Genomic DNA, 528 nt, shown 5'->3' with positions numbered 1-528 from the left:
GCGGAACTCTTCCGGATAAGGCTTGGGCACAGCGACATCCTTCCCACCCGCCCTACAAGGCAAGCCAGTTCAGATGTCACCCGATCGTGCAGCAGACCCTGGCGTTGTGGGCCGGCATGGTGTTGGCATAGGCGTTCGCCGGTGGTGTCGTCTCGGCTCTGCCTGGCGGGGCACGTACACCTGGCAGTGCGTGGCGCAGCTTGCTCAGCGTCCCCTGGGTCCGGCTCGACGGCGATGGCGTCGGCGTCTGGTGCGGCGAGCGTGGCGGTCGGCTTGCGGGTTCCGGCTTCGAGGTCGAGCAGACGTGGCCCGGTGGTGTGTTCGAGTGTCCGGTGCACCGGGGTCTGCGTGTGGTCGGGACGGTGTGCGGCGTAGGTGACCGCTGCCGCGCCGGACGACGGGGTGTGACGTTGGCGTTCATCTTGATCCCATGGTGGCGGTGTAGGGGGTGGGCTGTCCTGCCTTGCGGTGTGGGCTGTGGTGGTTGTGGAGGGTGTTGTCCGTTGGTTGTGTCGGGTGGTGTGGCCC

Origin of the sequence: Streptomyces durhamensis (genome assembly GCF_000725475.1) — a bacterium.
In the GTDB taxonomy this organism is placed as follows: Bacteria; Actinomycetota; Actinomycetes; order Streptomycetales; family Streptomycetaceae; genus Streptomyces; species Streptomyces filipinensis.
The sequence above is the reverse complement of the archived record's forward strand: the minus strand, read 5'-3'. Positions refer to the sequence as shown.